Source organism: Xanthobacter autotrophicus (assembly GCF_030015065.1).
Lineage (GTDB): Bacteria > Pseudomonadota > Alphaproteobacteria > Rhizobiales > Xanthobacteraceae > Xanthobacter > Xanthobacter autotrophicus_D.
In genome coordinates this window covers 1-7,361 of record NZ_JAIVFN010000160.1, presented here as the reverse complement: position 1 = coordinate 7,361, position 7,361 = coordinate 1, and the positions used below count along the sequence as shown (strand labels likewise).

6 protein-coding genes are annotated in these 7,361 nt (G+C 69.4%); all 6 read left to right on the top strand.

Annotated elements, in window-relative coordinates:
• Positions 1-122: 122 nt before the first annotated feature.
• The 6 genes from K9U40_RS20975 to K9U40_RS20950 all read left to right on the top strand — a co-directional run bounded on the left by K9U40_RS20975 (position 123) and on the right by K9U40_RS20950 (position 7,098).
• The gene (locus K9U40_RS20975) at positions 123-905 is read left to right on the top strand and encodes an ABC transporter ATP-binding protein (protein WP_282892060.1); all 783 of its coding nucleotides are present in this window, start codon (positions 123-125) and stop codon (positions 903-905) included.
• Positions 906-1,089: 184 nt separating this feature from the next.
• The gene (locus tag K9U40_RS20970) at positions 1,090-1,914 is read left to right on the top strand and encodes an arylamine N-acetyltransferase family protein (protein WP_282892059.1); all 825 of its coding nucleotides are present in this window, start codon (positions 1,090-1,092) and stop codon (positions 1,912-1,914) included.
• Positions 1,915-1,958: 44 nt separating this feature from the next.
• Entirely contained in the window at positions 1,959-2,729 is a 771-nt protein-coding gene (locus tag K9U40_RS20965; protein ID WP_282892058.1) for an ABC transporter permease, read from the top strand.
• 4 nt (positions 2,730-2,733) lie between these two features.
• Positions 2,734-4,146, top strand: coding sequence for a xanthine dehydrogenase small subunit (gene xdhA, locus K9U40_RS20960; RefSeq protein WP_282892057.1), 1,413 nt, complete (start codon positions 2,734-2,736; stop codon positions 4,144-4,146).
• Positions 4,143-6,437 (top strand): xanthine dehydrogenase molybdopterin binding subunit, encoded by a 2,295-nt coding sequence (gene xdhB / locus K9U40_RS20955; RefSeq protein WP_282892056.1) that lies wholly within the window; start codon positions 4,143-4,145, stop codon positions 6,435-6,437. The genes xdhA and xdhB overlap by 4 nt, the downstream gene beginning before the upstream one ends.
• A 109-nt stretch (positions 6,438-6,546) precedes the next feature.
• Positions 6,547-7,098 (top strand): invasion associated locus B family protein, encoded by a 552-nt coding sequence (locus K9U40_RS20950; protein ID WP_282892055.1) that lies wholly within the window; start codon positions 6,547-6,549, stop codon positions 7,096-7,098.
• Positions 7,099-7,361 lie beyond the last annotated feature (263 nt).

The following is a 7,361-nucleotide window of genomic DNA, read 5'->3' as shown; positions in this document are numbered from 1 at the left end:
GGGTCGGGCGGGTCGCCGCGTTGCCCGGCATCCACACCATCCCGCCGCTCGCCGAGATCCTGCCCCGCGCGAGTTGACGATGGCGGCTGTGGCGGCCGCCCCAGATCCGAAAGGCACGGCGCGTGATCGCCCTCGACAACGTGACCCTCACCTATCCCGGCCGCACCGGCCCGGTGACGGCGCTGGCCGGCACCACGCTCCATGTGCGCAGGGGCGAGTTCGCCGCCGTGGTGGGGCCGTCCGGCTGCGGCAAGTCCACGCTGATGAAGCTGGTGACGGGCCTCATCCGCCCCACCTCCGGCACGGTGGCGGTGGAGGGCAAGCCGGTCACCGGCCCGGTGAAGCTCGCCGGCATGGCGTTCCAGAACGCCAATCTGCTGCCGTGGCGCACGGTGCTCGCCAATGTGATGCTGCCGCTGGAGATCGTTCCGCCCTACCGCCAGCGTTTCTCGCGCGACAAGGCCGCGTTCCAGGACAAGGCCATGGCGCTGCTCAACGTGGTGGGCCTTGGCGCCTTTGCAGATCGCTTTCCGTGGGAGATGTCGGGCGGCATGCAGCAGCGCGCCTCGCTGTGCCGCGCCCTTATCCACGAGCCGGCGCTCTTGATGCTGGACGAGCCGTTCGCGGCGCTGGACGCCTTCACCCGCGAGGAATTGTGGTGCGTGCTGCGCGACCTCTGGCAGAAGCTCGGCTTCACGGTGATCCTGGTGACCCACGATCTGCGCGAGGCCGGCTTCCTCGCCGACACCATCCATGTGATGAGCGCGCGCCCCGGCCGCATCGTGGAGACGCGGGCGGTGGACTTCGCTCGGCCGCGCGACCTCGACGTCTGCTACACGCCGGACTTCACCCAGCTGGTGCACGAGCTGCGCGGGCGCATTGCCGAAGCCCGGCAGGCGGCGTGACGGTGGCGCATCTTGCTTGTCTCAACGATGCGGCTCCCACGGCCTTGGCCGGGCCTGTTGCCCATGGATGCCGGCCGTCGTTTCATGGGCCTGCTCCGGCCGCAAGGGTGCCGGCAGGGACGCCGGCTCCGGCGCGCGAGCCCTGCAACGCCCTCTCCCATCCGTCCGGATGCACGGGGGCCCCATGAGCGATCTTTCCCTCTCCGCCTATTTCAGCCGTATCGGCTACACCGGCTCGCCGCGCCCGGACCTCTCCACGCTCGCCGAGCTTCAGGCGCTGCACGTACGCGCGATCCCGTTCGAGGGGCTCGACCCGCTGGTCGGGTGTCCGGTGAAGCTCGACCTTCCGGCGATCGAAGCGAAGCTGGTCGCCAGCCGGCGCGGCGGCTACTGCTTCGAGCACAGCGTGCTGTTCAAGTCCGTGCTGGAGCAGATCGGCTTTGCCGTGACCGGACTGACGGGACGGGTGCGCTGGATGTCGCCGCCGGATAGCCCGCTCAGCCCTCGCGAGCATATGCTCTTGAGCGTGGAGGTGGAGGGCGAGAAGCGGCTCGTGGACGTGGGCTTCGGCGCCTGTCTCATCGACGAGCCCCTGCGCTTCGTGACCGATGTGGAGCAGCCCACGGCACTGGGCACGTTCCGCCTGAGCGCGGCCGATGGCCTGTTCTATCTGGCGGCACGCCAGCCGGCGGGCTGGCGCACCATGTATGTGTTCGATCTGGTGCCGCAGATCCATGCCGACTACGAGCTCGGCAACTGGTACACGTCCACGAGCCCCAACGTCCCGTTCCTCCACATCCTGATCCTTGAGCGCCTGTCGGGCGACCGGCGCCACAAGATCATCGCGGACCGCTACATCATCGAGGGGCGCGACGGCGAGCGGCTGGAAGAGCACCCCATCGAGAGTGCGGACCAGCTGGAGCGCTTGCTGGACGACGTCTTCGGCATTTCCCCGCCGGTCCCGGCGGCTGACCTGCTTGCCCGCGTCGCGGGTGCGCCCCGCCCGTGAGCCGGCGCCCGGCCGCCAGACATGAAGGAGCGACGTGAGGCAAGATGAAACTCTCCGCCGAGGATATCGCCCCCGTTGCCTTCACCGTGGGTCTGTTCGTGATCTGGGAGGCGGCCTGCCGCCTGTTCCGCATCGACACCTTCATCCTGCCCGCGCCAACGGACATCTTCGCCGCCATGGGCAAATACTGGTGGCCGCTGCTGAAGAACTCCTTCGTCACCCTGTGGACCACCATGGCGGGCTTTACCATCGCCGTGGTGTTCGGCATTGCTTTAGGCATGGTGGTGGGCTGGTCGCGCACCATCTATCGCGGGCTTTATCCGGTGATGATCGGGTTCAACTCGGTGCCCAAGGTGGCGGTGGTGCCCATCCTCATCATGTGGTTCGGCATCGGCGAGATTCCGGCCATCCTCACCGCCTTCCTCATCTCCTTCTTCCCCATCGTGGTGAATGTGGCCACCGGCCTTGCCACCACCGAGCCGGAGCTGGAAGACGTGCTGCGGGCGCTTGGCGCCTCAAAGCTCGACATCATGCGCAAGGTGGGCATTCCGCGCACCGGGCCCTATCTGTTCGGGGCGCTGAAGGTGGGCATCACGCTCGCCTTCGTCGGGGCGGTGGTGTCGGAAACCATCGGCGCCAATGCGGGGGTGGGCCATCTCATGGTGCAGGCGGGCTCCAACTTCCAGATGCCGCTGGTGTTCGCGGGCCTCGTGGCGCTCGCGGTGGAGGGCATCCTCATGTACGCCATCTTCGCCGCCTTCGAGCGCCGCATGGTGGCCTGGGCGTTCCGCTCCTCCACCGGCGCGGGAGGCTGACCGGGTGGCCATCGCCTTCCTGCTGAACGGCGAGAGCGTGCGGGAGGCGACAGCCGCCCCCTCCATGACCGTGCTCGATTATCTGCGCACCCGCCGCCACCTCACCGGCACCAAGGAAGGCTGCGCGGAGGGCGATTGCGGCGCCTGCACCATCGCCATCGGCCGGGCGGAGGGGGATGGGGTGCGCTGGCAGGCGGTGAACGCCTGCATCATGCTGCTGTCGCAGCTCGACGGCGCGCTGGTGAAAACGGTGGAGGGACTGGGGCAGGGGGATGCGCTCCATCCGGTGCAGCAGGTGCTGGCCGAAAGCGACGGCACCCAATGCGGCTTCTGCACGCCGGGCATCGTCATGTCGCTTTATGTGCTCCAGCAGGAGGGCGTGGCGGACGACGCGGCCATGCACGAGGCGCTGGCGGGGAATCTGTGCCGCTGCACCGGCTATCGCCCCATCGTGGATGCCGCCCGCGCGCTCTGCGCCGCGCCGCCTGCGCTGCGCACCGCCGCGCCGGCCGTGGCCGCGCCGCCGTCAAGCACGGCCCATGGGACGGCGGGCGAACTGCATCTGTTCCCCGACAATCTGGCGGACCTCGTCGCCTTGCGCGCCACCCATTCGGAGGCGGTGCTGATCGCCGGCGCCACCGACCTCGGCCTCATTCCCTCGAAAAAGCGACGAGGCTTTCCCCTCGTCCTCTCCACCAGCCGCGTGGCCGAGCTGAAGCGTATCGTGCGCGAGCCCGGCGCCCTCATCCTCGGCGCGGCGGTGACTTATGCGGATGCGCTCGCTCCCGTTGAAGCGGCCTTCCCCGCCTTCGGCGCGCTCGTCCGGCGCATCGGCTCGCGGCAGATCCGGGCCATGGGTACCTTCGGCGGCAATCTCGGCACGGCCTCGCCGGTGGGCGACACGCTGCCGGTGCTGCTCGCCCTCGACGCCGAGGTGGAGCTGGCCGGGCCGGCGGGTTCGCGCCGCATGAAGGTGGACGATTTCCTCACCGGCTATCGCGCCACGGCGCTTGCGCCGGACGAGGTGATCGCCGCCATCCGCCTGCCCTACCTCGCGGCGGCCGAGCAGCTTTGCGTCTGGAAGCTGTCCAGGCGCTACGACCAGGACATCTCCACCGTGCTCGGCGCCTTCCGGGTGCGGATCGCGGACGGCGTGCTGGTGTCGCTCACCGCCGCATTTGGCGGCATGGCCGAGCGGGCGAAGCGCGCGCGGGCGCTGGAAACCGCCCTTACCGGCGCCCCGTGGGGCGAGCAAGCGCCCAAGGGAATCGAGGCGGCGCTCGCAGCCGATTTCGCCCCGCTCTCCGATCATCGCGCCAGCGCGACCTATCGGCGAGCGGCGGCGGCCAATCTGGTGCGGCGGCTGCATCTCGCCACCACGCGGCCGGATCTGCCTCTGGAGGTCCACGCTTTATGAGCCGCGTGGTCCACGCTCCCGCCCGGCATGAGAGCGCGAGCGCCCATGTGAGCGGGCGCGCGCTCTATCTCGATGACATGCCCGAGCCCCCCGGCCTGCTCCATGGCGCGCTGGTGCTGAGCCCGCACCCCCATGCGCGCATCGTCTCCATTGATCTCTCGGCGGCCCGCGCGCTGCCCGGCGTGGTGGCGGTGGCGGCGGGGGACGTTCCCGGCGTCAACGACATCGCCCCCATCCGCTCCGGCGAGCCGGTGCTGGCGCAGGGTGTGGTCGAATATGTGGGCCATCCGGTGGCGGCGGTGGCCGCGCCGACGCTGGACGAGGCCCGCGCCGCCGCCGCGCTGGTGAAGATCGAATACGAAACGCTGCCCGCGCTCCTCGACCTCGATGACGCCCTCGCCGCCGGCGCCCGCGTCGCGCCCGACCAATCGGTGGGCCGGGGTGACGTGGATGGGGCGCTTGCCGTCGCGCCCCATCGCATCACCGGGGAGGTGCGCTGCGGCGGGCAGGATCATTTCTATCTGGAAGGCCAGATCGCCATCGCCGTGCCGGGGGAAGACCGCGACATGCAGGTCTATTCCTCCACCCAGCATCCCACGGAGGCGCAGCACGGGGTTGCCCATGTGCTCGGCCTGCCGTTCGCCGCCGTCACCGTGGAAGTGCGGCGCATGGGTGGGGCCTTCGGCGGCAAGGAGAGTCAGGCCACCATCATCGCCGCCATCGCCGCGCTGCTGGCCCACCACGCCCGCAGGCCGGTGAAACTGCGCCTGCCCCGCGACGTGGACATGGAGGCCACCGGCAAGCGCCACCCCTTCCGCATCCGCTGGGATGCGGGCTTCGACGCGGAGGGGCGTCTCGCCGGTCTCGACCTGGAACTTGCCGCCGACTGCGGCAATGTGGCGGACCTTTCCCCGGCGGTGGTCTCGCGCGCCCTGTGCCATGCGGACAATTGCTATTTCATCCCGGCGGCGCGCTATCGCGGCGTGCTGGTGAAGACCAACACCGTCTCCAACACCGCCTTCCGTGGCTTCGGCGCACCGCAGGGGATGCTCGCCATAGAGGCGGTGATGGAGGCGGTCGCCCGCCATCTGGGCCGCCCCATCGAGGAGGTGCGGGCAGCGAATTTCTATGGTGACGCGCCGCGCAACCTCACCCCCTACGGGCAGGAGGTGGAGGACAACATCATCGCCGAGGTGGTGGCCGAGCTTGACGGCAGGGCGGACCTTGCCGCGTGGCGCCGCGACATCGCGGCCTTCAACGGGGCAAGCCCGGTGATTCGCAAGGGCCTCGCCACCATGCCCATCAAGTTCGGCGTGTCCTTCAACCTGACCTCGCTGAACCAGGCCGGGGCGCTGGTGCACGTCTATACCGACGGCTCGGTGCACCTGAACCACGGCGGCACGGAGATGGGGCAGGGCCTGTTCGTGAAGGTGGCGCAGGTGGTGGCGGACGCCTTCGGCATTTCCCTCGACCATGTGCGCGTCTCCGCCACCAGCACCGCCAAGGTGCCCAACACCTCGCCCACCGCCGCCTCGTCCGGCTCCGATCTCAACGGCATGGCGGCGTTGATTGCAGCAAAGGAGATCCGCGGCCGCATGGCGGGGGTGGTGGGCACCCGTTTCGGCGTGCCGGCGGAGGAGGTGGTGTTCGCCGACGGGCGGGTGAGCGCGGGCAACCAGAGCCTGTCTTTCGGGGAAGCGGCGAAGCTGGCGTGGCAGGAGCGGGTGCAGCTCTCCGCCGCCGGCTTCTACAAGACGCCGAAGATCCATTTTGATCTCGCCACCGCGCAGGGCCGGCCCTTTTATTATTATACCTATGGCGCGGCGGCCGCCGAGGTGGCGGTGGATACGCTCACCGGCGAAGTGCGGGTGCTGCGGGCGGAGATCGTGCAGGATTGCGGGCGTTCCCTGAACCCGGCCATCGACCTCGGGCAGGTGGAGGGCGCCTTCGTGCAGGGGCTGGGCTGGCTTACCTGCGAGGAGCTGAAATGGGACGCGGCGGGCCGCCTCGCCACCCGCGGCCCCTCCACCTACAAGATCCCCGGCTCGCGCGACGTGCCGCCCGATTTCCGCGTCCACCTGCTCGACCGGCCCAACCGGGAGGAGACGGTGCTGCGCTCCAAGGCGGTGGGCGAGCCGCCTCTGATGCTCGCCATCTCGGTCTGGCTCGCCATCCGCGACGCCATCGCCAGCCTAGGCGGTGAAGGACCCATCCGCCTCGATGCGCCGGCGACGCCGGAGCGGGTGCTGGAGGCGGTGGCCTGCCGCAGGGGCCATGCCGGCGCCGGATAACCCTCGAGCAGGAACGATTCCCGTTGCCTCCGGCGCCCCGCGTCGGATATCTCCCCCAACGCCCCGCGCCGCTGGCCGGCGAGAGGACGCGACGCAAAGGACGAAACAGATGGCGCTTTCCGATCTGCTCCCCGCCTTCCGCCTGTCCGGGATGTCCGCGCTGGTCGTGTCGGCCGTCGCGTTCGCCGCGCCCGCCGCCGCCCAGACCGCCGCTGCGCCCTCCACCGATGCCCCGCCCACCGTGACCCGCTCGGTTCATGACGACTGGACGGTGCGGTGTCAGGGCGAGGCCGACAAGCGCGCCTGCGAGGCGGTGCAGACCCTTCAGCCCACCGGAGGCTCGGGCATCCTCGCCCATATCGCCGTGCGAGCGGATAAAAGCGGCCCGGTCCGCCTCATCGTCCTGACCCCGCCCGGCGTGTGGCTGCCCTCGAACGTGGCCCTGAAGGTGGCGGGTGTCGCGGACGTGGTGCTCACCTTCAAGCGCTGCGGCCAGCATTGCGTCGCCTCCACCGAGCTGGGCAAGGACCAGCTTGCCGCGCTGAAGGCGAGCTCCGGCACCGGCGACCTCGTGTTCGAGGACGGCTCGCGGCACCCCATCATCCTGCCTTTGTCCTTCAAGGGCCTCGGCGCGGCCATGGAAGCCAGCCTCAAGGGCTGATCGTCAGGGTCCCGGCCAACTGCCCTTAGAGCGCGATCCGAGCAAATTGAATCAATTTGTTCGGTGAATCTCCCTCTAAACTCAAGAAAGAGCACGCGCCGATCAGCTTGCGATGCAAGCTGATCGGCGCGTGCTCTAGGCAGTGTGGACGGATTTGATGAGGATGAAGCTCAAGGCGAGGGCGACGATGGCAGCGAAGCCGCATTCGGTCTTCTCGCAGCGCAGGGCGACGCGCTTGAACCGCTTCAGTTTTCCGAAGCACT

Excerpts from the sequence above, each read along its gene's own strand:
- K9U40_RS20970 (WP_282892059.1), top strand. The coding sequence starts at position 1,090 with ATGAGCGATCTTTCCCTCTCCGCCTATTTCAGCCGTATCGGCTACACC.
- K9U40_RS20965 (WP_282892058.1), top strand. The coding sequence starts at position 1,959 with ATGAAACTCTCCGCCGAGGATATCGCCCCCGTTGCCTTCACCGTGGGT.
- xdhB (WP_282892056.1), top strand. The coding sequence starts at position 4,143 with ATGAGCCGCGTGGTCCACGCTCCCGCCCGGCATGAGAGCGCGAGCGCC.
- K9U40_RS20950 (WP_282892055.1), top strand. The coding sequence starts at position 6,547 with ATGGCGCTTTCCGATCTGCTCCCCGCCTTCCGCCTGTCCGGGATGTCC.